At 49.8% G+C, this 25463-nt stretch carries 28 protein-coding genes and 1 other annotated feature; of the genes, 26 read left to right on the top strand and 2 right to left on the bottom strand.

The annotated features are described in order from the left end of the window. Positions 1-299 precede the first annotated feature (299 nt). The 9 genes from larB to NE619_RS14905 all read left to right on the top strand — a co-directional run bounded on the left by larB (position 300) and on the right by NE619_RS14905 (position 9652). Positions 300-1046 (top strand): nickel pincer cofactor biosynthesis protein LarB, encoded by a 747-nt coding sequence (gene larB / locus NE619_RS14945; RefSeq protein WP_330640789.1) that lies wholly within the window; start codon positions 300-302, stop codon positions 1044-1046. 13 nt (positions 1047-1059) lie between these two features. Then, positions 1060-1752: a nickel insertion protein gene (larC, locus tag NE619_RS14940; protein ID WP_256133252.1), complete on the top strand. Its 693-nt coding sequence runs from the start codon at positions 1060-1062 to the stop codon at positions 1750-1752. A 2-nt stretch (positions 1753-1754) separates the two neighbouring features. Continuing rightward, complete coding sequence (locus tag NE619_RS14935) at positions 1755-2246, top strand: SseB family protein (protein WP_256133251.1); 492 nt, start codon at positions 1755-1757, stop codon at positions 2244-2246. A gap of 16 nt (positions 2247-2262) precedes the next feature. Next, entirely contained in the window at positions 2263-3003 is a 741-nt protein-coding gene (locus NE619_RS14930) for a peptidylprolyl isomerase (protein ID WP_256133250.1), read from the top strand. A 53-nt stretch (positions 3004-3056) separates the two neighbouring features. After that, positions 3057-3239, top strand: a binding site (T-box leader). Between the two features lie 408 nt (positions 3240-3647). After that, entirely contained in the window at positions 3648-6323 is a 2676-nt protein-coding gene (locus NE619_RS14925) for a valine--tRNA ligase (RefSeq protein ID WP_256133249.1), read from the top strand. 17 nt (positions 6324-6340) lie between these two features. Next, entirely contained in the window at positions 6341-7621 is a 1281-nt protein-coding gene (locus tag NE619_RS14920) for a bifunctional folylpolyglutamate synthase/dihydrofolate synthase (RefSeq protein ID WP_256133248.1), read from the top strand. Then, positions 7621-8529: a YegS/Rv2252/BmrU family lipid kinase gene (locus NE619_RS14915; protein ID WP_256133247.1), complete on the top strand. Its 909-nt coding sequence runs from the start codon at positions 7621-7623 to the stop codon at positions 8527-8529. The genes NE619_RS14920 and NE619_RS14915 overlap by 1 nt, the downstream gene beginning before the upstream one ends. Then, entirely contained in the window at positions 8530-8976 is a 447-nt protein-coding gene (locus tag NE619_RS14910) for a GNAT family N-acetyltransferase (protein ID WP_256133246.1), read from the top strand. 61 nt (positions 8977-9037) lie between these two features. Further along, on the top strand, positions 9038-9652 hold the full coding sequence (locus tag NE619_RS14905; protein ID WP_256133245.1) for a single-stranded DNA-binding protein: 615 nt from the start codon (positions 9038-9040) through the stop codon (positions 9650-9652). 85 nt (positions 9653-9737) lie between these two features. On the opposite strand, the gene NE619_RS14900 is transcribed toward NE619_RS14905, so the two are convergent. Further along, the gene (locus tag NE619_RS14900) at positions 9738-11801 is read right to left on the bottom strand and encodes an ATP-binding protein (protein WP_256133244.1); all 2064 of its coding nucleotides are present in this window, start codon (positions 11799-11801) and stop codon (positions 9738-9740) included. A 176-nt stretch (positions 11802-11977) separates the two neighbouring features. On the opposite strand from NE619_RS14900, the gene NE619_RS14895 reads away from it, so the two are divergent. The 17 genes from NE619_RS14895 (at position 11978) to NE619_RS14815 (ending at position 25082) form a co-directional block, all read left to right on the top strand. Next, positions 11978-12670: a prepilin peptidase gene (locus tag NE619_RS14895; RefSeq protein ID WP_256133243.1), complete on the top strand. Its 693-nt coding sequence runs from the start codon at positions 11978-11980 to the stop codon at positions 12668-12670. A gap of 521 nt (positions 12671-13191) precedes the next feature. After that, positions 13192-13488 carry a ribosome assembly RNA-binding protein YhbY gene (yhbY, locus tag NE619_RS14890; RefSeq protein ID WP_256133242.1) on the top strand — a complete coding sequence of 99 codons (297 nt, stop codon included), beginning with the start codon at positions 13192-13194 and terminating at the stop codon, positions 13486-13488. A 7-nt stretch (positions 13489-13495) separates the two neighbouring features. Next, a complete protein-coding gene (truA, locus tag NE619_RS14885; RefSeq protein ID WP_256133241.1) occupies positions 13496-14293 on the top strand; it encodes a tRNA pseudouridine(38-40) synthase TruA in 798 nt (265 codons plus the stop codon). Then, positions 14283-14744, top strand: coding sequence for a deoxycytidylate deaminase (locus tag NE619_RS14880; protein ID WP_256133240.1), 462 nt, complete (start codon positions 14283-14285; stop codon positions 14742-14744). Before truA ends, NE619_RS14880 begins: the two co-directional genes overlap by 11 nt. A gap of 2 nt (positions 14745-14746) precedes the next feature. Beyond that, the gene (locus tag NE619_RS14875; protein ID WP_256133239.1) at positions 14747-15853 is read left to right on the top strand and encodes an MraY family glycosyltransferase; all 1107 of its coding nucleotides are present in this window, start codon (positions 14747-14749) and stop codon (positions 15851-15853) included. Between the two features lie 7 nt (positions 15854-15860). After that, positions 15861-17258 (top strand): MATE family efflux transporter, encoded by a 1398-nt coding sequence (locus NE619_RS14870; protein ID WP_256133238.1) that lies wholly within the window; start codon positions 15861-15863, stop codon positions 17256-17258. Between the two features lie 251 nt (positions 17259-17509). Next, complete coding sequence (locus tag NE619_RS14865) at positions 17510-17971, top strand: ATP synthase subunit I (protein WP_256133237.1); 462 nt, start codon at positions 17510-17512, stop codon at positions 17969-17971. A gap of 2 nt (positions 17972-17973) precedes the next feature. Next, positions 17974-18705 (top strand): F0F1 ATP synthase subunit A, encoded by a 732-nt coding sequence (gene atpB, locus NE619_RS14860; protein ID WP_256133236.1) that lies wholly within the window; start codon positions 17974-17976, stop codon positions 18703-18705. 36 nt (positions 18706-18741) lie between these two features. Then, positions 18742-19011, top strand: a complete 270-nt coding sequence (atpE, locus tag NE619_RS14855) for an ATP synthase F0 subunit C (protein WP_256133235.1) — start codon at positions 18742-18744, stop codon at positions 19009-19011. A 39-nt stretch (positions 19012-19050) separates the two neighbouring features. After that, entirely contained in the window at positions 19051-19560 is a 510-nt protein-coding gene (atpF, locus tag NE619_RS14850; RefSeq protein WP_256133234.1) for a F0F1 ATP synthase subunit B, read from the top strand. After that, positions 19548-20081 carry an ATP synthase F1 subunit delta gene (gene atpH / locus NE619_RS14845; RefSeq protein ID WP_256133233.1) on the top strand — a complete coding sequence of 178 codons (534 nt, stop codon included), beginning with the start codon at positions 19548-19550 and terminating at the stop codon, positions 20079-20081. Before atpF ends, atpH begins: the two co-directional genes overlap by 13 nt. 18 nt (positions 20082-20099) lie before the next feature. Next, the gene (atpA, locus tag NE619_RS14840) at positions 20100-21617 is read left to right on the top strand and encodes a F0F1 ATP synthase subunit alpha (RefSeq protein WP_256133232.1); all 1518 of its coding nucleotides are present in this window, start codon (positions 20100-20102) and stop codon (positions 21615-21617) included. 43 nt (positions 21618-21660) lie between these two features. After that, entirely contained in the window at positions 21661-22527 is an 867-nt protein-coding gene (atpG, locus tag NE619_RS14835) for an ATP synthase F1 subunit gamma (RefSeq protein ID WP_256133231.1), read from the top strand. Positions 22528-22539: 12 nt separating this feature from the next. Further along, positions 22540-23931 (top strand): F0F1 ATP synthase subunit beta, encoded by a 1392-nt coding sequence (gene atpD / locus NE619_RS14830; protein WP_256133230.1) that lies wholly within the window; start codon positions 22540-22542, stop codon positions 23929-23931. After that, entirely contained in the window at positions 23924-24358 is a 435-nt protein-coding gene (gene atpC / locus NE619_RS14825) for an ATP synthase F1 subunit epsilon (RefSeq protein WP_256133229.1), read from the top strand. The genes atpD and atpC overlap by 8 nt, the downstream gene beginning before the upstream one ends. A 205-nt stretch (positions 24359-24563) precedes the next feature. After that, the gene (locus NE619_RS14820; protein ID WP_256133228.1) at positions 24564-24830 is read left to right on the top strand and encodes a DUF4160 domain-containing protein; all 267 of its coding nucleotides are present in this window, start codon (positions 24564-24566) and stop codon (positions 24828-24830) included. Positions 24831-24842: 12 nt separating this feature from the next. After that, positions 24843-25082 carry a DUF2442 domain-containing protein gene (locus tag NE619_RS14815; protein WP_256133227.1) on the top strand — a complete coding sequence of 80 codons (240 nt, stop codon included), beginning with the start codon at positions 24843-24845 and terminating at the stop codon, positions 25080-25082. A gap of 102 nt (positions 25083-25184) precedes the next feature. On the opposite strand, the gene NE619_RS14810 is transcribed toward NE619_RS14815, so the two are convergent. Continuing rightward, the gene (locus NE619_RS14810) at positions 25185-25430 is read right to left on the bottom strand and encodes a TM1266 family iron-only hydrogenase system putative regulator (protein WP_256133226.1); all 246 of its coding nucleotides are present in this window, start codon (positions 25428-25430) and stop codon (positions 25185-25187) included. Positions 25431-25463 lie beyond the last annotated feature (33 nt).

Here is a 25463-nt window from a genome sequence, read left to right as displayed (position 1 = left end):
GGAAAAGTTACGCAAAGATGTGGGTTTGTGGGGGTTCGGAACCGTAAAAAATGCAAATTTGTGTTGTCGGTCGTTTCGGAGGCCGTGGGAACGTTGAAAAGTGCGTAACTTTACGCAAAAAAACGAAAAAGTTACCGGGACTGTCGTGATCGGTGTATAGTGACTGGCCTGGTGCAATAGGCCGAATATATTAGATCTGCTGTGACCGATCCGCAGCGATCGGCCTGATGCATAGGGCAGGTATGTTAGGTCTGCAGTGATAGATCAGGGGTATACAGAATAAGAGGGAGCGTACATACATGGACAAGGAGTATTTGACAGAGCTGATGAATCAGGTTGCCTGCGGGAGCAAGAAGCCTGCGGAGGCCGTGGAGATATTAAAAGAACTGCCTTTCGAGGATCTGGGGTTTGCCAATGTGGACCATCACCGAAGCCTGCGAACCGGCTATCCGGAGGCTGTTTTCTGTCAGGGAAAAACACCACAGCAAATTGCGGCTATCATGAAGGAACTGTCTGTGCGAAACAAGAACATCATTGGCACGAGAGCCACGAAAGAGGACTATCAGGAGGTCAGCAAGGTACTGCCGGAGGCGGAATACCATGAGGCTGCCAGGATGATCGTCGTTATGCGCGATCCCCTGCCGCATCAGGAAGGCTCCATTGCGGTAGTCACAGCCGGAACCGCCGATATCCCGGTGGCTGAGGAAGCTGCCATAACAGCCCAGGCGCTGGGAAACAAAGTGGAGCGAATCTACGATGTGGGCGTTGCGGGGATACATCGGCTCTTTGCCAAGCTGGATCTGATCCGGCAGGCCAATGTGGTGATCGTAGTGGCCGGAATGGAAGGGGCGCTGGCCAGCGTTTTGGGAGGCCTGGTGGAGCGGCCCGTGATAGCAGTACCGACCAGCATCGGCTACGGAGCCAATCTGGGCGGCATCGCGGCCCTGCTTTCCATGCTCAACAGCTGTGCCAACGGCGTGGGCATCGTCAACATCGACAACGGATTTGGAGCCGCATATCTGGCGTCCAATATAAATCGAATATAGGAGAAAGATAAAAATGAAGTTATATTTTGACTGTACCAGCGGCATCAGCAGCGACATGATTCTCAACGCCCTGATCGGACTGGGAGGCGGCGTCGGGCAGGCGGACAATCTGAAACTGCCGGAACATGTCCGCGATTCGCAGAAGGATCATAGCGGCGACCACAGCCACGACCACGGCCATCACCATAGCCACAGGAGTCACAAAGAGATTAAAGCGCTGATCGAAAGCAGTGAGCTGGACGCAGAGATAAAACAGACGATGCTTTCCATCTACCAAGTGATCGCCGGCGGCGAGGCCAAGGTCCACGGATCGACAGTAGAGGAAGTGCATTTCCATGAAGTGGGCAGAGACCAGGCGATCCGCAATATCGCCGGCATCGCGGCGGCCCTGAAAAGTCTTTCGGTCACAGAGATTTACTGCTCTGAGATTCATGACGGAAAGGGCTTCATAGAATGCAGCCACGGCACGATTCCAGTGCCGGTACCGGCTGTCATGGCCATGCGGGAAAACTGTGATTATAAATTTGTTACAGATGATATAGAGACAGAAATGGTGACCCCTTCCGGGCTGGGCATACTGATGGGAATCGGAGCCAGATACCGGGAGGACTTGCCGCAGGGGAAGATCGTTAAAACCGCAGCAGCAAAGGGAGGCCGGGACACAGGCAAAGAGGGCCTGAAAGCCTTCCTGATACAAGGAGAGTAAAGATGACAGACGCAAAGATGACAGAAGCACCGAAGCCGGTTCGAAACGACGAACTGGTGGAGAGTATAGCAGATGCAAAAAAGAATGGTTCCAAAGAGAATACCGTGAGGATGCTCAATGAAGTGGTGCGGGCCAAGATGCTGGCGCCCATTACCCTGGACAGGGACCCTGTAGTGGAGGGCGAAGACGGACAGGTTATTTTGGAAAAAGATACGACCATCAGCTTTGAACTGATTAAAGCCACCAATGGGGACCTGTATTATCCGGTGTTTACCCACGGCGAAGAGCTGCGCAAATGCAGCCAGGAAAAGAATCAGCACAGCATGATCGTAGACTTTGAGGATCTCGCTAATATGATTCTCAGCCAGAGTAAAGCGGTCCGCGGATTCGTAATTAATCCCATGGGCGATAATATTTGCTTTACACAGGAGATGATTCAGGGTATGATTGACGATATGAAAAAGCAGACCGATGAGCGAAGCTCAGAGGCATAAAAAAGGAGAAAAAATTATGAGTCAGGAAGTATTGGCAGTTATCGCAGGAAAAGAACTTACACAGGCGGATTTCGATGAATTTTTACAGAGAATCCCGCAGGAGCAGAGAGCGCAGGCTTCTCATCCGCAGGCAAAGCAGTATTACATGGACCAGTTTATTGCCTCATACCTGTTTGCAAAAATGGGAGAGGATGACAAAATAGATGAGACAGAAGAATACAAGAAGATTATGGAAGGCCTGAAAAAAGAAGTTTTGTCCCAGCTGGCAATGACAAAAGTTCTGGAAGACGTAGCCATCACAGAGGAAGAGGCCAAAGAGTTTTTTGACGCCAACGAAGAACAGTTTGTAAAAGGCGAAACCGTACAGGCAAAGCATATCCTGGTGGATTCCGAAGAAAAAGGAAACGAAATTTTCAAGGCTATCGAAAGTCAGGAAACGACCTTTGAAGAAGCAGCTGGAGAATATTCCTCCTGTCCGTCCAAGGAAAAGGGCGGCGACCTGGGCGAGTTCGGCAAAGGCCAGATGGTTAAGGAATTTGAAGACGCAGCTTTCGCAGCGGAAATCGGCAAGGTTATCGGACCGGTACAGACCCAGTTCGGTTATCACCTGATCAAGGTTGAAAAGAAGAACGCTCCGGGAGCAAAAACCTTTGAAGAGGTTAAGACCGAAATCGCCAATAATCTGCTGCAGCAGAGACGGGCAGCCGTTTTCAACGCCAAGATTGAAGAGCTGAAAGCAAAATATATGTCAAACTAAAATTCCCTTGACTTTTTTCCATAATCGGTTAAACTAATTCTATGCAATTAAAATAGAAGACAATGAAAAAGAGGAGTAAGAAAATAGTCCTTGACAGAGAGAAGGTCCCCGGCTGAAAGACCTTTAAGGGAAACGTTTTCCGAAGGTTGCTTTGGAGTCTTCAAACCGATAAAAGAGAGCCGCGTCCGTACAGGAAAGCGGAATAAAGGTGGTACCGCGGAATTTCCGTCCTTTAGAGTTTCTAAAGGACGGTTTTTAATTGTGTAGGAAATATCGAATGTGTGGCATTTCCTATATTGACGGAGCGCCAAGGTGAGAACCCTGCGTTTCTGAATTTTCACCATTGCCTGCAAAACAGCTAATTGGACGATTTATGTTCCAAAACATGATTTTGAAGATCTCTGGCCACATAGATTTAGGTTTTCATGCAAAGAAAAAGAGTGAAATTGAACTAGATTGCTGTAAGATCAAAGAAAGATTAATCAATTTGCGGCATAGACTGTCCGCTAACCGACTCATCAGTGAAAAGGGAGGCTTTTTATGTGGACATCTGACACGGAACTGCTTGTTTGGAACATAAAACGCTAAAATTAGTTGATTTTGTGCGAACAGATAGAAAATGACCAAAAAGGAGAAGGAGAAATATGGAGAAAAATCTTGCAAAGACATACAATCCAAAGGATTTTGAAGACCGCATCTACGCCATGTGGGAAGAAAACGGCGCGTTCAGAGCTGAAAGGGACCCGGATAAAAAACCTTTCACCATCGTGATGCCGCCGCCCAATATCACAGGACAGCTGCACATGGGACATGCCCTGGACCAGACCTTGCAGGACGTACTGACCCGTTTCAAAAGACTGCAGGGCTACAGCGCGCTGTGGCTTCCGGGCAGCGACCACGCCAGCATTGCTACAGAAGTAAAGGTGGTAGAGAAGCTGCGGGAAGAAGAGGGAGTGGAAAAAGAAGACATCGGCAGAGAAGCCTTCCTCAAAAGAGCCTGGGACTGGAAACGCATCTACGGCGGCAAGATTACCAAGCAGTGCAGAAAGCTGGGCGATTCCTGCGACTGGAGCAGAGAACGGTTCACCATGGACGAGGGCTGCAACAAAGCGGTAAACCACTTCTTTGTAAAGCTCTATGAAAAAGGCTACATCTACAGAGGCAACCGTCTCATCAATTGGTGTCCGAAATGCGGCACCTCCCTGTCCGATGCCGAGGTGGAGCATGAAGATAAAAACGGCAGCTACTGGTACTTCCGTTATCCGGCGGCGGACGGCGGCGAAGGTGTAGTAGTGGCCACCTCCAGGCCGGAAACCATGTTCGGCGACGTAGCCATCGCCGTTCACCCGGACGACGAACGGTACAAAGACCTGGTGGGCAAGAACGTAATTCTGCCGCTGGTTGGAAAAGAAATTCCGGTTATCGCCGATCCGTACCCGGACCCGGAAAAGGGAACCGGCGCAGTAAAGATCACGCCGGCTCACGATGCCAATGACTTTGAAGTAGGTCAGAGAAACAATCTGGAAAGCATCTGCTGCATCAACGAAGATGCCACCATGAACAGCCTGGCGGGAAAATACGAGGGTATGGATCGCTACGAATGCAGAAAAGCCTGGGTAGCCGACCTGAAAGAAGCCGGATACCTGGTGAAGATAGAAGAAAAGGTGATCCCGGTAGGCGGCTGCTATCGCTGCGGAACCACCATCGAACCGATGCTGTCGGATCAGTGGTTTGTGGCCATGGAAGAGCTGGCAAAGCCGGCCATCGAAGCTGCGAAAAGCGGCGACCTGACCCATGTGCCGGAACGGTTTGAAAAGACGTATCTCCACTGGCTGGAAGAGATCCGCGACTGGTGCATTTCCCGTCAGCTGTGGTGGGGACACCGGATCCCGGCCTGGTACTGCCAGGACTGCGGCGAGATCATCGTAGCTGAGACTGCGCCGGATAAATGCGAAAAGTGCGGCAGCACTAACCTCAAGCAGGATGAAGACGTGCTGGATACCTGGTTCTCATCAGCGCTGTGGCCGTTTTCCACCCTGGGCTGGCCGGAGGAAACGGAAGACCTGAAATACTTCTACCCGACCGACGTGCTGGTAACCGGCTACGACATCATCTTCTTCTGGGTAGTGCGTATGGTATTCTCCGCACTGGAAACAACCGGCGAATCGCCGTTCAAATACGTATATGTGCACGGTCTTGTGCGAGATGCGGAAGGCCGCAAGATGAGTAAATCCCTGGGCAACGGAATCGATCCGCTGGAGATTATCGACCAGTACGGCGCAGACGCGCTCCGTTTCATGCTGACCACAGGCATCACTCCGGGCAACGATATGCGTTTCAAAGAGGACAAGCTGGAAAGCTCCAGAAATTTTGCCAATAAGCTGTGGAACGCCAGCCGTTTCGTAATCATGAACCTGCAGGATGAAGAGGGCAACTTCAAAACCATAAAGGACAACGGCCTGCAGGATGAAGACAAATGGATTCTTTCCAGGGTCAACGACGCAGCTAAATATGTGACCGAGACTATGGAAAAATTCGACCTGGCTCTGGCCGGACAGAGGGTTTACGAGCTGATCTGGAACGAATACTGCGACTGGTACATTGAAATCGTCAAGGGCAGACTCTACGGCGATGACGAGGCGGATAAAGAGACCGCCCGCTATGTCCTGGTACGGGCGCTGAAAGACATGCTGCGTATGCTCCATCCGTTCATGCCGTATATCACAGAAGAAATCTGGGGATACCTGCCAAAGGGAGAGACGGCGAAAGATAATCCAAACAATTTCCTGATTAAGGAGAGCTGGCCGGTATACGATGAAGCGCTGACTTACGCCGAAGAAGTAAAGAAGCTGCAGATGGCCATGGACGCGATCCGCAGCATCCGTAATATCCGCGCCGAAGCAGACGCGGCTCCCAGCAGAAAGCTGCGGGCTGTGATTCTGGCGGAAGGTGAAAATATGGATACCGTAAAGGCCGGTGAACGCTATATCAAAAAACTGGCGAACATTACAGAGATCACCTTTACAGAAAGCAAGCAGCAGGTGCCCGATGAAGTCATGTCCGCAGTAATCAATGGCGCGGAGATCTTTATCCCGCTGGACGACCTGGTTGACTACAAAGCGGAAGCAGAGCGCCTGACCAAAGAAAAGAAACGGCTGGAAGGCGAAGTGAAGCGAGTTAAAGGCAAGCTCTCCAACGAAGGCTTTGTGAAGAAGGCTCCGGAAAAAGTAGTCAATGAAGAAAAAGAAAAGATGGCGAAATACGAAGATATGCTGGCCAAGGTGTGCGAACGGCTTTCCATGGTCGAGGGCAAGCTGTAAAGGAGCGGATAAGCGGAATGGATGCAATAGAAAAAATACACGAATTTGATTGTTTTGGAAGCATCCTGGGGCTGGAACGAATGAACGTGCTTTTGGAGAAGCTGGGAAATCCGCAGCAGGACCTGAAAGCGATCCACGTAGCCGGAACCAATGGAAAGGGTTCCGTATGCAAGTTCATTTATGAGGCTCTGAAAGCCAACGGATACAAGGTGGGGCTCTATACCTCGCCTTTTATTCAGAGCTTCAACGAGCGCATCCAGCTTGACGGCGCGTTCATTTCCGATCAGGAGCTGGAAACATATACTGCCCAGGCCGTGGAAAAAGCGGAAGAAATGGTAAAAGAAGGCCTGGATTCGCCCACCGAATTTGAAGTGGTAACTGCTGTGGCGTTTTTGTTCTTCGCGGCCCGCGGAGCGGATTTCGTGATTCTGGAAGTGGGGCTGGGTGGAAGCGGTGACTCCACCAATGTGATAGAAAAGCCGCTGATCAGCATTATCACTTCCATTTCCTACGATCACATGGACCGGCTGGGAGATACCCTTGCGGAAATCGCGGGTGAAAAGGCCGGAATCATTAAAGAGGGCGTTCCCGTTGTTTCCAACGTGGAGCAGCCGGAGGCCGCGGCTGTCATCGCAAAGAAGGCCTATGAAAAGGGCTGTATTCTCTACGATGCCACAAAGCTGAAATACGGTATCCGGGAAGAATCGGCCCAAGGATATGCCTTTGATATGGAAATCTACGGCACCGATTACAGCGGCGTTCGCATCGGTATGGCCGGCAGGCACCAGGTAGAGAATGCAAAAACAGCCTTAATAGCCTTGGAAATTCTTAGAAAACAACGTATAATAAAAATCAGACGCGACAAATTATATGAAGGCATGCAGCAAGCCAGACAGCCGGGGCGTTTCGAAGTGTTCGAAGGAGATCCCTGCGTTGTACTGGATGGCGCGCACAATGAAGCGGGCGCGGCGGCGCTTAGAAAAACTGTGGAAACCTGTTTCCCGCAGCGCCGCATCGTCATAGTTACCGGAATGCTGGCGGATAAGGAAACCGATAAGATTACCGATGAGCTGCGCCGTATAACGGACCAGTTCATCGTATCGGAGCCGGATAATCCGAGAAAAATGGATGCCGAAGCTCTGGCCGGCCTGCTGACAGAAAAAGGCGCTGTGTGTAAAGTGGTGAAAGACGCCAGGGCGGCCTGCCGTGCGGCAATGGAACACCAATCCTGCCCGGAAGTAGTCGTCTGTGCGGGATCACTGTATTTAATAGGAGAAATAAGGGGGATGTTTAGCTAATGTGTCATGAAAAGGCAGAAAAAGTACTGCTGTTTTATAACCCGAACTCGGGCAATGGACTCTTTAAAAACAACTTGGACTATATCATAGACCGCTTTCAGACTGCGGGATATCAGCTGGTGCCGATCCGTGCGGCCAAAGGAATGGCCATCGACAGGGCGCTGGCTACCATGAACGTGGACGAGTACCGCCAGATCATCGCGGCCGGAGGTGACGGCACCATCAACATTTGTGTCAACGCCATGATTCGCCACGACATCCATCTGCCGCTGGCAATTTTCCCGGCAGGGACGGCCAATGACTTTGCCTACTACTTTGAGATTCCAAGTGATATTGACAAAATGATTGACATCGCGCTGGGAGAACATTTCACCAACGCGGACGTGGGAAAAGTTAATGACCGCCATTTCATCAACGTGGCAGCTATGGGTGCCCTGATCGACGTGAGCCAGAAGACGGATCCCAATCTGAAGAATACCATCGGTGTCATGGCCTATTACCTCAAAGCCGTCACGGAAGTCCCCAATTTGCGGGCCCACAGGGTAAGACTGATTACGCCGGAGGCGACCTATGAAGAAGAGATGTACTTTATGGTAGTCATGAACGGCATATCGGCGGGGGGCTTTAAAAATATTTCCCCGGAATCAGAAGTCAATGACGGGCTGATGGACGTGATCTTGTTCCGCAAGATGCCGATTATCGAGCTGGGACCGCTGCTTTTCAACGTAATCCACGGTAACCATTCGAAGAACCGAAACGTTCTGACATTCAAAACCGATGACCTGACGATTGAGAGCGAGGATGAAATCTCCACGGATATTGATGGAGAAAAGGGCGAGAAGCTGCCGCTCCATTTCACGCTTCTGCACAACCGTCTGAAAATCTTTACAGAGGAGGACGATATATAGATGATTAACATAGTGATGTCCGAAACCAAGGACTATGAAAAACTGGTACCTTTCTTTATCGAAAATGCACTGGAGTTTTCCGAAGAAGAGCCGGTGCCCACTGATCTGGTAAAATGCTGGCAGGTAACCCATGGAAAAGAGGGAGATCTGGTGGCGGCGCTGGTACTGGCCAAAAGAGAAGGCGAATTCATCATAGATGGAATTGCCGTAGAAAAAATCTACAGGAAGCTGAAAATCGGCAAAATTCTCCTGGACAAGGCCGTAGAAGAAACCCTTTCCCGGGGCGGCGGCAGCATTTATCTGGTAGCCCGTGCGCCGGAGTTTTTCCGAAAGTACGGATTCAAAACCATTCCCAGAGAAGAAGCGCCCAACTTTTTTGAGTGCTTCACCTGTCCGCAATACGGAAAAACCTGCCATCCGGAAGTCATGAAGCTGGATTTAGAGTAATAATTTTCCCCCTGAAGCAATATACTTCAACGTATAGATACTTTGCTTTAGGGGGATTTTTATGGAAAAGATTCTGGAAGGAAACAGCGCGCAGCTGGTGGGGAAAGTCCTGTCGGAACTGGAATTCAGCCACAAAACGTACGGAGAAGCTTTTTATATCGCACTGCTGGGGGTTGTCAGAAAAAGCGGTTATGAGGATGATATCAGATTGATGGTATCCGAACGGCTTATCGGCAGCATGACACTTTCGCCGGGTCAGACCGTGAAAGTCTCCGGGCAGGTGCGCACCTATAATCAGGAGCGCGAAGGGAAAAACAGACTTAACGTCGTGGTCTTTGCCAGAGAAGTGGAGGTTCAGCAAGAGGAGCTTCCTCATGAGAACCGAATTTATCTGGAAGGCTTCGTGTGCAAAAAACCGGTCCGCAGGACATCGCCGCTGGGGAGAGAAATCTGCGACCTGATGCTGGCGGTCAATCGTATGTACAACAAGTCGGATTACATACCCTGCATAGCCTGGGGCCGGAATGCGGCTTACGGCGGCGAATTGGACGTAGGCTGCAAGTTATCCATCGAAGGAAGGATACAGAGCCGCGAGTATAAAAAACGTGACGATGAAGGCAATGTGAGCGTCAAGGTGGCCTATGAGGTTTCAATCATTAAAATGGAAGAATGCTGAAAACCCAAGCGGAATGAAGGGAGACGCCATGTCCCTTTCCTTCTGCTTCCGTTGTGCGGCCGGCGGACAGGCTATTGCAGGGACGTTACTGATCGGTCACCTGCCGCAGCTTGTGACGAAAAGCCGTGATTTGGGGCGAGAGGTTTTCCTCCCCGTTGTCTATGGCCGATTCCAGAGCTTCCGCGGAACGCGCCAGATAGGTAAGGCCCAGGGTGCCGGCCAGACCCTTGATAGAGTGAGCCAGAATCCTGGCCTGCTCTCTCTGACCGGATGTCAGGTGATCCTCCAGCGTTTCACAGGCATGGGCATAGTTGGTTTTAAACCGGGTCAAATGCTTTTCGTAAAGGGCGATGCTGCCGCCGAGGTTTTCGATGGCCGTGTCCTTTCCCGCATATGGATCTTCCGAAAGCTCGTCCGGGCTATCGGCGGCTGTGGCTGCTACGCAGGGAGACAGAACATTGTACAGCTGGGTGTATTTGAATGGTTTCAGTATAAAATCACAGAATAAATGCTGGTATCTCATTTGTATCTCCTCATCCATATTGGTTGCAGTAAGGGCGATAATCGGTGCGGTTATGCCCATTTCTTTTATTTTACGGGCTGTTTCGTAGCCGTCCATGATCGGCATATGTATGTCCATTAGAATAGCGCTGTAATATCCGTCGCCGGCGCTTTCGCACATTTTCAGAGCGGACAGGCCGGAGTCCGCGTGTTCGCAGGTCAGGTTTACACGGATGAGCAGGTCCTCAACCACGTCATAGTTGATGGGCGTATCCTCAACCACCAGGATTTTTTCCCCATGGCCGCGGAGAACCGGCGCAGGAGGTTCGACCTCTTCCTCAGAGCTGTAATATTTGGGCGCGGTGAGTGTAAAACAGAAGGTGGACCCCATGCCTTTTTTGCTTTCGGCCCAAAGCGTGCCGCCCATGTGTTCCACCAGATATTTGCAGATCGGAAGTCCCAGTCCCGCGCCCTGGTGCATTTTTGTCAGGTGTCCCTCTGCCTGATAAAATTCCGTAAAGATTCCCGAAAGGTTCTCAGGTTCAATGCCGATCCCCGTATCCTCGATGGACGTCTTTATTGTGATGGTATCCTGGAACTCTTTCAGGACGGACACCCTGATGCGGACGTATCCGGCATCTGTGAATTTACAGGCGTTATTAATCAGGTTCACCATTACCTGCTCCATGCGCAGCCGGTCCAGATTAAGGCACAGATCAGGATCAAACTTGTAGTCTGTCAGCAGATGAAGCCCCTTCTGCGAGGCCACGGGACGGAACGTCGTTTCCAGATCGGTCAGCAGGTCCCGCAGGCGAAAGTGGGAGGATTCCAGGCTGATTGCGCCTTTTTTCAGTTTGGAAAAATCCAATACGTCATTGATTAGGTTCAAAAGGTAATCGGATGAAGTATTGATCTTGGAAACCAGCTCCTTCTGCCGGTCGCTGAGCCGGGTCTGCTCCAGGATCTGGCTGAGGCCGATAATCGCGTTGAGCGGTGTTTTAAGTTCATGGGATACGTTGGCCAAAAGCGACTCCTTTGCCTCAATGTGGAACTGCATTTCCTCCAGCTGGTCGACCAGCTGCTGTTCCATAAGAACCTGTTTCGTATGGTCATAAATCGTAAGGATACATTTTGTGTGATTCTCTTTATCCACCACACCAAAGGCCGATACCTCAAAAAAGGACTCCTGGAGCTGCAGCGTCTGCCGGACCGGCTCCGTTGTCTCCGAATGGGGAATGAGCCGATACTCCATTAAAAAGCGATAGATGCTCTTGGGCAGATATTCTAGGGCATTGCATCCGACCAGAGAAACGTCATTGAGCCCCAGCTGCTCCTTAAAACGACCGCTGACAAATTCAAAATTGTTGGTTTCATCCAGCACGGCAAGTCCGTTTTCCGCATGCTGCAGAACACTGTTGGAAAAATCGTTATAATAGCTGATGGCTCCCTTCATTTTCTTTAACCGTATGGATTCCGCCACAAACATTGTAATCAGCAGCAATCCGAAAATCACCAGCGAATTCTCCAATAAAATAGCCACCCCCGTACTCAAATCCCGATTATGTAAAAACAGCAAAATGATAATGTTAATTATAAATATAGAGCTTACACAGGTTATTGTCGTAATAACCGTATCATTTTTTTTCATAAATCAATTTACCCCCTATTTTTTCTTAAACTGCTATTTAAATAGATTTTATAGGGAAAATAGACAAAAATCCACAACACATTTACGACAATTTGTGAGCTATGGGGAAAAAATGTTGTGATGTTTTGTCGAAATTGGTAGAATAAAAGGACGATGCTGCGAAAGAGGTGAAAAGTATGTCGAATCTTGTCATCATGATAGGGAAAATTTGCGGCGCTGTGGCTGCGGGAATACTGGCAGGACACGGGGCGGTATACATTTTCAACAAGATCCCTGCCAGGTGGCTCTGCGATTATGGGAAAGAACCCGGCGAAGAGCTAAAAGACCCCTACACCCAGAGAATCAAAGGGTTTCCCTGGAAATGGATCTATTCCGGATTTTTCATGGCCGGCCTGATTCGGCTGGTATTCTTTGACTGGATGTTTGCCCTGGCGTCTCTGGTCCTTTGCTGGGCACTGCTGTTAATCGCTCTGGCGGACAAAAAATACGGAATCGTGCCCGATCAGTTTGTCATCCTTACGGCCATCTCGGCGCTGGGCTTCATTCCTTATCACAGCAGCTTTCTGGCGCCGCTTTGGGGCGCGCTGCTGGGAGGGGGCGTGATGCTGTTTTCCGCGCTCCTGGGAAAGCTGATCTTCAAAAAAGAAACCCTGGGACTGGGAGATGTAAAGCTCTTTGCAGCTGTCGGGCTGGCGCTGGGATTTCGAAGCACCCTGACGGTGCTGGTCATATCGGCTGTCAGCAGCGCGCTGATCTTTTCCATCCTGCTCATACGGCGGAAAATCAAGCGAAATGACATGCTTCCGCTGGGACCCTATATATGCGGAAGCGCCATTTTTTATGCAGTAATTATCTGGCCGCTGTTGTAAAAAACGAGAATTCATATATAATAGAAGGGAAAAAGTTTTGCTCCGGCAATGTCCTCGGGCTGCGCCCTGCGGAGTTTGCCTGTGTGGAAACTTTTTCCCTTGAGGGCTGTTTGCTATGAAAGTGCATATGTAGATATAGCCTTGGTTGCCTGGCAGCCTACGCTATTCGTCAAAACTGATTTGAACGTACGCACAACCGGGAAAACTGGTGGAAAGCGCTATTTATGTTCCTATACCAACTATTTTTAGCAGTTGGCCACATAAAACCATGTCTTTTTTAATCTCTGCCGGCTATAAATGTCATAAATGAGGCAAAGAAGCGGACAGTTTGACATTTTTAGAGCCTGATTGCAGCAAAACGGGGGAGATTTATGTGGCCAGACAGACCAGGCTGCTGCGATTGGAACATAAAAGGCGAAAATAGGGAGAAAACGATAGCTTTTCCATGGTGTTTCTGGATATTGATATTGTATAATAATAAATATAAGCGCCTTTGGGCGCTATAAAAGAGAGGATAAGAGATGATAACGAGTAAACAGAGAAGCTTTCTCAAAAAACTGGCCCATGATCTGGAGCCGACGGTTTTTTTGGGAAAAAGCGGATTGACGGAAAATATAAAAAAAGAAATGGAAAACGGATTTGAGTCCAGGGAGCTGGTGAAGGTCAAGCTGCAGGAGGGCTGCAGTTTGTCGCCCAAAGAGGTGGCCAATGATCTGGCGCAGGAACTGAACGCGGAATTTGTACAGGCTATCGGGCGAAAATTCGTGCTTTACAGAGAATCAAGGGATAACAAGCAGATCCTTCTGCCCAAAAGGTAGGCGCGGTATGGAAAGAAACCTTCTTCTTACCATTGAGTACGATGGCACGGAGTTTTCCGGATGGCAGAGACAGCCGAAGCGGAAGACGGTTCAGGGGACTCTGGAGGAGGCTCTGTCGGCTGTATGCGGACAGGAAATCCGCGTGGACGGCACCAGCAGAACGGACGCCGGCGTTCACGCCTATGGACAGCGGGCCAGCTTTAAAGGAGAGTTTGGGATTCCTACGGACAGGCTGGCGCTGGCCGTGAACCACCGGCTTGCCGGCGGAATGCGGGGCAAGACTGCCACCGGGCCGATTCGAATTACGGATGTCCGGGAAATGCCCATGGACTTTCATGCCAGATTTGATTCCAAAGGTAAAACTTACATCTATAAAATACGCAATTCGCAGCACGTGGATGTGTTCCGCAGAAATTACTGCTATGAGATAGCAAAGCCGCTGGATCTTGAGGCCATGAGGCTGGCAGCGGCGCAGATTGTCGGAACCCACGATTTCAAATGCTTTCAGTCTTCCGGGGGAACTGAACGGGAGACAACGGTCAGGACAGTTTATAAGCTGGACATTACGGAATCGGACGGCGATATCCAGATAAGAATTACAGGGGACGGATTCCTCTATAATATGGTAAGAATTATAACAGGAACCTTGGTGGAAGTCGGTATGGGAAAGATCCATCCCATGGCGCCGGCGTCCATAATTGAAAGCGGGGACAGGCAGAACGCGGGGCATACGGCGCCGCCGCAGGGTCTGTATCTGGGAGAGATTTATTATGAAATACAGGAGGTACCAGGATATGATGAATGAACGCCCCGGATGGGATGAATATTTCATGGAAATGGCGGAACTTACGGCAAAGCGATCCACCTGTCTGCGCAGGCAGATAGGCGCGGTGATCGTTCAGGATAAACATATAATCGCTACAGGATATAACGGTGCGCCGCAGGGCCTCAAACACTGCAGCGAGCTGGAAGGAGGCTGTCTGCGCCAGAAGCTGGGAATCCCTTCGGGGGAACGGCATGAGCTGTGCAGGGCGCTTCATGCGGAACAGAACGCGATCATTCAGGCCGCCACTCTGGGCCACAGTATTGAAGGCGCTACGATCTATATAACCAATCAGCCCTGCATCATCTGCGCGAAGATGATTATCAACGCAGGTATCCGAAGAATCGTAGTGAAAGAAGGGTATCCGGATCAGATGTCCGTGGACATTCTGGCGGAAGCCGGACTGAAAATTGTAATGTTAGGAGATCAGTAACAGTGGGGTTCAACTATTTTGTATTATGGGCTTCCTTTCTGACATCTTTTGTACTGGCCCTGGCGTTTACACCGCTGGCGATCTGGCTGGCGCCCAAAATCGGAGCAATGGATGTCCCTAAGGATGAAAGAAGGGTCCACGACAAGCCCGTGCCGCGGTTCGGCGGCATGGCAATCTTTATAGGAATCATGGCATCGACCCTGATTTTTATTATGCCGGCCTTTATACCGGGCAAGAGCATCGAGGGAATTCTGATCGGAGGGGTTCTCATTTATATATTCGGTGTAGTGGATGATCTGTGGGACATCAGCCCCAAGCTGAAATTTCTGGGGCAGTTTATCTGCGCGTGCATCGTTTACGCGTCCGGCATCCGGCTGAATTTTATCAATGACTTTCTGGGCGGGAATGATTTGATCTTTGGCAGCGCGGCAGCGTTTCTGGTGACGGTTCTGTGGATTGTGGGCATTACCAACGCCGTCAATCTGGTGGATGGACTTGACGGTCTGGCAGCGGGGATCGCAGCCATCGCATCGCTGTGTATCGCCTATGCGGGGTATATTCACGGCCATTATGTGGCGACCACGGCCATGCTGGCAGTGGCGGGCGGCGCCCTGGGATTCCTGCCTTATAATTTCCACCCGGCCAAGACCTTCATGGGGGACAGCGGCTCTCAATTGCTGGGATTCTGTCTGGCGACCTTTTCGCTGATCCAGCCGGTGAAGAGCGCCACTGTGGTGGCGGTAGCCATTCCGGCGCTGGTTCTGGGGCTGCCGATTTTTGATACGGCTTTTGCGATTCTGCGGAGGGTGATTCGGAGACAGTCCATTGTGGTGGCAGATAAAGAACACCTGCACCACAGGATCATGCGGGCCGGATTCGGTCAGCGCAGATCAGTGATGATTATGTATTGTATCAGCGGTATCATGGGTGTAATGGCCGTGGAATACAGCAGGCACTATATGGTGGAATGTCTGGGCCTTTTGGCTATCGCGGTCATGCTGCTGTACGTGCTCCTTTCCGATACCAGCAACAAGAAAATTGAGATCAATGCCGTTAATATAAGGAAAAAAGAAAATAAAGAGAATAAGGAGAAGAAACACAACAAGTAAAAAAAGAATGTCAAGAAGAGAAGAGAATTTAAACAACACGAAAGTAAACGGGCTGTACAGAACCCTGGCGGTAGTAGCCCTGCCGATCGCGCTGCAGAGCCTGATCGGCTCATCCCTCAATCTGGTGGATAACCTGATGGTGGGCAGCCTGGGAGAAGCGGAGCTCAACGCAGTGGGGGTTTCCGTGCAGATTTATTTTATTCACTGGATGGTAATGTTCGGGTTTACCAGCGGCTCATCCACATTCATGGCTCAGTTCTTCGGGGCCAAAGACCTTCGCAACATAAGGAAAACGGCAGGGTTTGCTATTACTGTGGCAATGAGTATCAGCATCCTGTTTTTTATTGCTGCCATGTTTTTCCCACACTATGTTCTGAGGATCTTTACGAAATTCCCGGAAGTGATCGACCTGGGTGTCGGATACGTGAGGATGGCGGCCCCGGCCTTTCTGTTCGTGGCCATCAATGTACCGCTGACCGCGGCTCTGCGGGCTACCCAGCAGACCAAACTGCCGCTGTATATCAGCGGAGCGGCGTTCCTGACCAATACCTTCCTCAACTACCTGTTCATTTTCGGCAGCTTCGGCGCGCCAAAGCTGGGCGTTACGGGAGCGGCCCTGGCTACAATGATTGCAAGGGCCATCGAGATGTCGCTGACTCTGATTGTCGTCTTTGGGCGCAAGAATATGATCGGCGGCAGGCTGAAGGAATTTTTCGGGTTTGATAAAGCCTTTGCTGTGAAGATCGTTAAAAATGCCATTCCCACGACGATCAACGAAACCATGTGGGGACTGGGCACCGCGCTGTACATAGCGGCCTTTGCCAGGATCGGCGTTACGGAAGGCGCAGCGGTTCAGGCGTGCAATACCATCAATAACCTGTTTATGATGGCGGCGTTCAGTGTAGGAGACGCCACATTGATTCTGGTGGGGCAGAAGCTGGGTGAAGGAAAGCTGGATTACGCTTATCAATTGGCAAAAAAACTTATACGCATCAGTCTGATTATCGGTATTTGCGCGGGAGCGGGACTGATCCTGTGCGGAAAGCCGCTGCTGAGCCTCTTTGATTTTACTGATGAAGGCGCTCACTTCGCGTTTTGGATTCTGGTGGTATACGGATGTACGATGTGGATGGGAATTTACAATGCCACCAATATAACCGGCGTTCTGCGCTGTGGCGGGGACACCCGCTTTGCCATGCTTGCGGAAGTCCTGGCAGTATGGTGTATCGGCGTGCCGATGGCCTTCATCACGGCCCTGGTGCTGGAGTGGCCGATTTACTTCGCGGTTCTGGCTGTAAAGCTGGAAGATGTGGTGAAAGGAATCGCATTAACGAGACGGTTTTTCTCAAAAAAATGGGCAAAAAACGTGATACGGGACCTCAACGGCAACGATACAGCAAACTAGTTACCAAATGAAAGGCGCCATAGGCAAGTTTATGGAAAATAAAAAAAGCCTCCCCCTAAGGGGAAGGGGCTTTTTTTTCATTATCACAACTGAGAAAATGATACAAATGTTGGAATTTGTCGGATTTCAACCGGTTTTTATCAAAAAATATTTGGCTAATTTTTAACAATTCTTTACTTTTGAAAGAAAAGGTTTATAATATATTAATATGGCAAGAAAGTTACTAAAATCAGAAAGCAGAAGGGGAAATTATGACAACGATGGATGATATCCGCAACTTAAAGAAACAGATATTTCTGTATGGGAGTTTAGTCGCCGTAGTGTGCGAGCTGATTTCCTTTTTTATTTTGGGATGGGATACCGGATTTCTTGTTGGATTAATCGCCGGTCTGGCCGTAGCCATCATCAATTTCAGCATCCTGGCGTTTACCTTGGATCGAATGTTGAAAAGCGGGAATAAAGGAACTTCTTCAATCGGGTTCTTCGTGAGAATGATCCTCTATTGTGTGACGTTTTATTTCTGCATAACCAAAAGCTATGCGGCCGGAGCCGCGTGTCTGATCGGTTTTCTGACTTTAAAGGTGCCCATGTATTATTTTTATGCGATTAAGCCCAAATTTAATACGGAGCGCAAGATCCGCCCGGAGGTCCAGGCCATGTATGATGAAGAGGACAAACAGGCGGAAGACGAATATTACGGAAGGGAGGAGTGACTATGCATGATTTGGCTCACCTTGGACCAAAAAAGGTATTCATATTCGGTGACGGGAGCTTTTATCTGACGGAGACCGTTGTCTGGGGCATCATTGTAGCAGTGATTATCGCAGCCCTGGCTTTATGGTCCGTTCGCAAGATGGAACGGGTTCCCAGAGGAAAACAGGTGGTCGCGGAGCTGGTTGTAACAAAGACCTACGATATGGTAAAGCAGATCATGGGAAAAGAGGTAGGCGAGGCATTCGCGCCGTATATGGGAACGATTTTCTTTTTCCTGCTGGTTTCCAATATGCTGGGACTTTTCGGATTCAGACCGGTAACCACGGATCTCAACTGTACCTTTGCGCTGGCGCTGACTACTTTTGCGCTCGTCCAGGTAACGGCTATCCGCTATCAGGGACCTGTGGGAAGACTTAGAGAGTTAGCTTCGCCGATGGCATGGATGTTCCCGATCAAGATCATAGAGGAGATCGCAAGGCCTCTTTCGCTGGGATTTCGACTTTTTGGAAACATACTCGGCGGATTGATCGTTATGTCTCTGGTCTACAGCGGACTGGCGACATTGTCCTACAAGCTGGTGAGCTTGCCGATTTTCGATACGATCCTGCCGCTGCCGGCCAACGCGTTCTTCGATATGTTTGAACCGGTTCTGCAGGCGTATATTTTCACCATGCTATCCATGGTATACATTGCCCAGGAAGCGATCGTTATCAGTGCCCATAAGGGAGAGTAACATAAAACCAAAAGATTTTTAAGGAGGATTTATAAAATGACAGGAATTACACCGGAAGCATTTGTACTTGGTATGTCAGCATTAGGAGCAGGTCTGGCGATGATCTGCGGTATTGGTACAGGAGTTGGACAGGGATACGCGGCAGGGCGCGCCGTTGAGGGCGTTGCCAGACAGCCGGAAGCACAGGGCGACATTCTCAAAATCATGCTGGTTGGGCAGGGTGTTGCGGAGACTCCGACCATTTTCGCGTTCGTAGTCGCTATTGTTCTTCTCTTTGCGAATCCGCTGGTTGGAATGCTGGGATAAGATGAAGATGAAGCATATATTTGACGGGGAGGTGTAGGAATGGAATATACGGGGCTTATAGAATTTAACTGGACCTTATTAATGATCTGGATCACCGTCATCATCTTATTTCTTGTTTTGAAAAAGTTTTTCTTTGAGAAAGTACACAAGTTTATTGAAGCGAGAGAAAATGCGGTAAAAGATGCTTTTGACAGTGCGGAAGCCGTCAATCGCAAGGCTGACGAAAAGATGGAGAACTACAACAGAAGGATTGCCAAGATTGAGGGCGAAGGCCGCGAGATTATCAAAGAAGCTAAGATCCGCGCCGAAGCTCAGGCCGCAGAGATTGTTGAGGATGCCAACAACAAAGCAAGCGAAATGATCGTAGCGGCTGAAAAGCAGATCGAACGGGAACGGCAGAAGGCTTTGGCAGAGATGAAACAGCAGGTTGCCGCGCTGGCTCTGATGGCTGCCGAGAAGATCGTGGAGCGGGATATCGCGCAGATCGGGCAGGACCAGATTGTAGACGAGATCATTGAACAGGCAGGTGCAAGTCAATGGCAGAATTAACAGTAGATCTGACATATGGCAGCGCGCTTTTCCAGGCTGCCGAAGAAACGGGAAAAAAGGATCTTATCCTGGAAGAAGCCTGCGAGATGCTGGGCATCTTTGAGCAGGAGCCGGATTTCTATGCTTTTATCAATTATCCGGCTATTTCTGCGAGAGAAAAGAAGGATGTTCTTAAAAAAGTGTTTCAGGATCGGATCTGCCAGGAACTCCTCAATCTGCTCTACGTTTTAGTGGATAAGGGCAGAACACGGCACTTTCCGAAGATCATAAAGGCATATAAAGAGATGATTAATCACGAAGAGGGGTACTCCTACGGAAGTATCTATTCGGTTGAGCCTTTAAAACCGGAACAGCTGGCCAAGTTTGAGGAGCAGACTTCGCAGCTGATGCAAACGCAGGTGAAGCTGGAAAATCAGCTGGACCCCAAACTGATCGGGGGTGTGAAGATCCTGGTGGATGGCCGCATCATCGATGCTTCCATACGCAAACGTTTTGAGGATCTGGGAAATAAAATACTTTAACAGAGAGGAGATAGCCATATGAACTTACGACCTGAGGAAATAAGCGCTGTCATAAAGGAACAAATTAAGAGCTATGAAAATCAGCTTGAAATATCTGATTTTGGAACAGTTATACAGGTCGGGGACGGTATTGCCAGAGTCTACGGACTGGAAAAGTGCATGGCGGGTGAACTTCTGGAATTCCCGGGAGATACCTACGGCATGGCGCTGAATCTGGAGGAAGACAACGTGGGCGCCGTAATACTGGGTTCCGATAAAGAAATAAAAGAGGGCGACATTGTAAAGCCGACCGGAAAAGTGGTAGAAGTGCCGGTGGGTCCCGAGATGATCGGGCGTGTCGTAAACGCACTGGGGCAGCCGATCGACGGCAAAGGGCCAATCACTGCGGTAGAGCACAGGCCGATCGAATACCCTGCGCCCGGAGTTTTGCAGAGAAAATCCGTAAACCAGCCTCTCCAGACCGGAATCAAGGCCATCGACTCCATGATTCCCATCGGAAAAGGCCAGAGAGAGCTGATTATCGGCGACAGGCAGACCGGAAAAACGGCTATTGCCATCGATACCATCATTAATCAGAAAGAAGAAGACGTGATCTGTATCTACGTTGCCATCGGACAGAAACAGTCCACCGTGGCACAGCTGGTACAGACGCTGGAAAATAAAGGCGCAATGGATTATACCATCGTAGTTTCGGCGACTGCCTCGGAGGTTGCTCCGCTGCAGTATATTGCGCCGTATGCAGGCTGCGCCATTGGCGAATACTTTATGTACGAAGGAAAGCACGTACTCATCGTTTACGATGACCTTTCCAAACATGCGGTGGCTTACAGAGCCATGTCCCTGCTTTTGAGGAGACCGCCAGGAAGAGAAGCTTATCCGGGAGACGTATTCTATCTCCATAGCAGACTTTTAGAGCGGGCGGCCAAACTTTCCGATGAGCTGGGCGGCGGTTCCATCACGGCGCTGCCGATCATTGAGACCCAGGCCGGCGACGTATCGGCCTATATTCCGACCAACGTAATTTCCATTACCGATGGTCAGATCTTCCTGGAAACGGAACTGTTCTTCACCGGACAGCGCCCTGCCGTTAACGCAGGTATTTCCGTATCCCGTGTAGGCGGAAACGCGCAGATCAAGGCAATGAAACAGGTTTCCAGCAAGGTTAAGCTGGAGCTGGCCCAATACAGAGAACTGGCCAACTTTTCACAGTTCGGTTCCGATGTGGACGCGGACACGAAAAAACGGCTGGATCACGGCCTGATCCTGATGGAAATTCTCAAGCAGCCCCAGTATCAGCCGATCCCGGTTGCCCATCAGGTTATGATTATCTACGCGGCCATCAATAATTATCTGGCTGATCTGGAAATCGAGCAAGTAAAGCCTTTTGAGAAGGAGCTCTACGATTTTATGGATACCCATTATCCGGAAGTCGGCAAGTCCATCAAGGCAACGGGAAAACTGGAAGAAGAAGCGGAAAAGCAGCTGCAGGAAGGCATTAAGCTGTGCAAAGAATCCTTCATAAAACTAGGTGTCTAATGGGACATATCAATAAATTATCCGAAAAGAAGGGGGTGAGGAAATGGCAACCAGCAGCATGCAGGACATAAAGCGGCGGATTAAAAGTGTCAACAGCACGGAACATATCACCAATGCCATGAAACTGGTTTCTGCGGGCAAACTGAGGAAGGCCAAGGCCACCTTTGAAAAGACCAATGAAAATTTTCACTATATAACCCATTCCATTGCGGAAATCTTTAATAACAGCAGCGAGGTTCCCAAACAGTATCTTCTGGGAAACCGGGAGATCAAGACCACCTGCTATATTATCGTGACCAGCTGCAAGGGACTTTGCGGCGGGTTCAATTCCAACATCATCAAGGAAGCGGAACGAGAGATTCTGGCCGACTGGGAAAAACCTCTGATTGTTGCCATTGGCAGCAGGGGAAAGGAATACTTTGAGAAGCGGGGCTATGAGATCTACAGTGAGTATCTGGCGCCGCCTGAAAGCATTTCCTTCCTGGAAACACAGAAGATGAGTAAGCCGATCATTGAGATGTACAATGAAGGGAAGATCGATGAAGTGGTGCTGATCTACACATCGTTTATCAGCAGTCTGGAGCAGGAAGTAAAAAACGTTACTCTGCTGCCATTCGACATTGAGAACGACCCGGAAATCATGAAGCTGGATAAAACAGTGGAATACGAACCGTCGGTGGAAGCCGTATTCAACTATCTGGTTCCAAAGTACGTAGAGATGATGATTTACGCGGCAGTGGTGGAATCGGCCACCTGCGAACATGCCGCCAGACGTATGGCAATGGAAAGCGCCACCGACAACGCCAGGGAGATGCTGGACAGCCTGTCCCTGTATTACAACAGAGCGCGTCAATCGGCAATTACCGATGAGATCATAGAGATCGTTGCCGGCTCAGAAGCGCAGAAATAGTAGGAGGTAGATATGGGCAAAGGAATCATACATCAGATCATAGGGCCTGTTATCGATATAAAATTTGACCCGGAGGAAATGCCGGAACTGCTGAGCGCCGTCAATGTTGAGTTCGAAGGCAAGAACATCGTAACGGAGGTGGCTCAGCATATCGGGGATGACGTGGTGCGCTGCGTGGCGCTGTCATCCACCGACGGCCTCACAAGGGGTATGGAGGCCATCGACACCGGAGCGCCTATCAGCGTGCCGGTGGGCAAGGAAGTCCTGGGCAGAATGTTCAATGTAATCGGAGAAACCATCGATGAAAAGGGGCCTGTAGGCACAGACATCCGTTCCTCCATTCACAGAGCTGCACCGGAATTTGAAGAACAGGATACAAGCGCACAGATCTTTGAAACCGGAATTAAGGTAATCGACCTGATCGCGCCATATACCAGAGGCGGTAAGGTAGGCCTCTTCGGCGGTGCCGGAGTAGGCAAAACCGTACTGATCCAGGAGCTGATTAACAACATCGCCAAGGAACACGGCGGTATTTCCGTATTCGCGGGAGTAGGAGAACGTACCAGAGAGGGTAACGATCTGTATTACGAGATGATCGAATCCGGTGTAATCAACAATACAGCCATGGTATTCGGGCAGATGAACGAACCGCCCGGAGCCAGAATGCGTGTGGCCCTGACCGGCCTGACCATGGCGGAATACTTCAGAGATCAGGAAGGGCAGGACGTGCTCCTGTTTATCGACAATATTTTCCGTTTCACCCAGGCGGGTTCCGAAGTATCGGCGCTGCTTGGCCGTGTACCGTCAGCCGTAGGTTATCAGCCTACACTGGCTACGGAAATGGGCGCTTTGCAGGAAAGAATCACGTCCACAAAGAAGGGCTCCATCACTTCCGTACAGGCTATCTACGTGCCTGCGGATGACTTGACTGACCCTGCGCCGGCCACCACATTCGCCCATCTGGATGCGACCACGGTACTTTCCCGTGCCATCACGGAGCTGGGCATTTATCCGGCCGTAGACCCGTTGGAATCCACTTCCAGAATCATGGATCCGCTGATCCTGGGGGATGAGCATTACAACACCGCCAGAGGCGTTCAGGAAGTGCTGCAGAGATACAAGGACCTGCAGGATATCATCGCCATCCTGGGTATGGATGAGCTGTCCGACTCCGACAAACTGGTGGTTAACAGAGCCAGAAAAATCCAGAGATTTCTGTCTCAGCCGTTCAGCGTAGCCGAGCAGTTTACAGGCACTCCGGGTAAATATCTGCCGCTGAAAGAAACGGTCAGAGGCTTCAAGGAAATCCTCGAAGGCAAGCATGATGAAATACCGGAATCCATGTTCCTCTTTGCCGGAGGCATTGATGAAGTTGTAGAAAGGTTTGAGAAGAGCCATGAGTAGAACGGTAAAACTTGAGGTCATTACACCGTCAAAGGTCTTTTACCGCGGCAAGGTGCAGCTGGTCATAGCCCGGACGCTGGAAGGCGACGAGGGCTTTATGGCGGGCCACTCCTGGGCCTGCAAGCTTTTGGAAATCGGAGAGCTGTGGATTCAGGAGGAAGGCAAGGGCAGCAACGAATTTCGCATCGCGGCCATTGCCGGGGGCTTTATCGATGTGCGGGACAGCATCATCATCTATACCGATGCGGCAGAGTGGTCGGAAGATATTGACATGGACCGGGTACTCAGCGAGAAGGCCAAAGCGGAAGACTGGCTGACCCACGAGACAAAGCATGACCCGGATGAAATTTCGAGGGCGCAGATCGCTATCGCCAAGGCCATTACCAGAATGAACGTGGCCGAAGGCGGAGCGCGGAGAAAACGGTAAAATAAGAAACTAAAGCGATAAAACTGATTGGAAGTAGACTGTATTGCAGTCTGGCATCCGGTCAGTTTTTTTGTTTTCCAAATTTAGGAAATAAATGGGATTGACAGCAGGATACGTGCAATGGTAAAATATTACATGTAAATAAATGTAATCAAATACCACTTGTATTTAAATCAAGTAATGAATATAATAAAAGGAGAAATAAATGCCAACGTTATCAATGTTCTATGGAATCATTATTAGAATGCAGAGCGAGAGCGGAGCGCAGCATAATCTGCCGCACATTCATGCGCTTTATGGAGATCATGAAGTTGTCGTGGGCTTAGATGGAGAGGTTATCGAAGGTGATTTCCCCAAAAAACAGATGCGTTTTCTGCAGGCATGGATATCCCTGCATGAGGATGAATTGCTGGCCAATTGGAATCTGCTGCTCGCTGGTGATGGATATTTTAAAATTGATCCCTTAAGTTAGGAGGTGTGCGCAATGTTGAGGCCAGTGGCTCAAAAAGTCGTTCCTGTATCAGATTATCAAATTATGATTGAATTTGATAATGGGGAAAGAAAACTCTTTGACGTTAAACCGTATATAAAGGGCGAATGGTATGAAGAGCTTGGGGATGAAAGTTATTTTAAATCTGTAGCTGCCGATGGATTTACCGTTTGCTGGCCGCATGGACAGGACTTGTGCCCGGATGAAATTTATTTTGATAGTGTGGCATTATAAAAGAAATCGTAATAACCCCTCGAAAGCAGAGCCGGTCAATGATCGGAACTGACCTTCGAGGGTTTTTTTGTTTACGTATAGCTGGGGCAGAAAAGAGTTTCCTCATACTTTTGCGTATATCGTCTTAGTGCTGATTCCCGGCAAGGCGCCCAGTTTGCCTGACAGCGCGCTGATAGTATCAGCCGGTGCTTCCATGGCGATGCTGATAATCGAAATTTCTTTAGTCGGATGAGGCACACCCATCCGGCCGATGATGAATTTTTTGTAATCATGTAAAATGGAATTGAGCTTATCGACAGAATCGGGATTCTCGACTACAATTCCAATCAGTGCAGTTCTTGTTTCCATATTTGTACCTCCATAGCGATAGGATATCACTTA

Origin of the sequence: Anaerovorax odorimutans (assembly GCF_024459955.1) — a bacterium.
In the GTDB taxonomy this organism is placed as follows: domain Bacteria; phylum Bacillota; class Clostridia; order Peptostreptococcales; family Anaerovoracaceae; genus Hominibacterium; species Hominibacterium odorimutans_A.
Note: the sequence above shows the minus strand (reverse complement) of the source record. Positions and strands in the feature narration are given on the sequence as shown.